This window comes from Enterobacter cloacae complex sp.6700776 (assembly GCF_048284255.1).
Classification (GTDB): Bacteria; Pseudomonadota; Gammaproteobacteria; order Enterobacterales; family Enterobacteriaceae; genus Enterobacter; species Enterobacter intestinihominis.
The window spans coordinates 1-296 of the sequence record NZ_JBLVYK010000195.1 but is presented as its reverse complement, the minus strand read 5'-3'; the positions used below and the strand labels follow the sequence as shown (position 1 = coordinate 296).

Genomic DNA, 296 nt, shown 5'->3' with positions numbered 1-296 from the left:
ATTAGTGGTCGTCATATCATGACTATCATAATTATAGCTACGATTATCAATATTAATCCCACCAACATTAATGGTTATCCCTCTGTCTAATGGTTCTGTAGGACCTGTAGGAGCATTAGGATCAGCAGGTCCTGGATCTGCATCTCTCGGTTGTCGTGGTATTGTTGAATCAATTTCATCAGGTAATAACTCTTTAGGGATAGTTGCCAATATATTTCTTAAAAGCAAAGGCATCATCCCTATAGTCTCAAGGTCTCGAGCCTGTTTACCAACCCCCTGACCTTGTTCTTCTATCA

The 296-nt window shown here is 39.9% G+C and carries 1 pseudogene; it reads right to left on the bottom strand.

Annotated features, from left to right (window positions below):
- A pseudogene (locus tag ACNQ0T_RS23860) lies at positions 1-296 on the bottom strand (hypothetical protein); the annotation flags it as partial.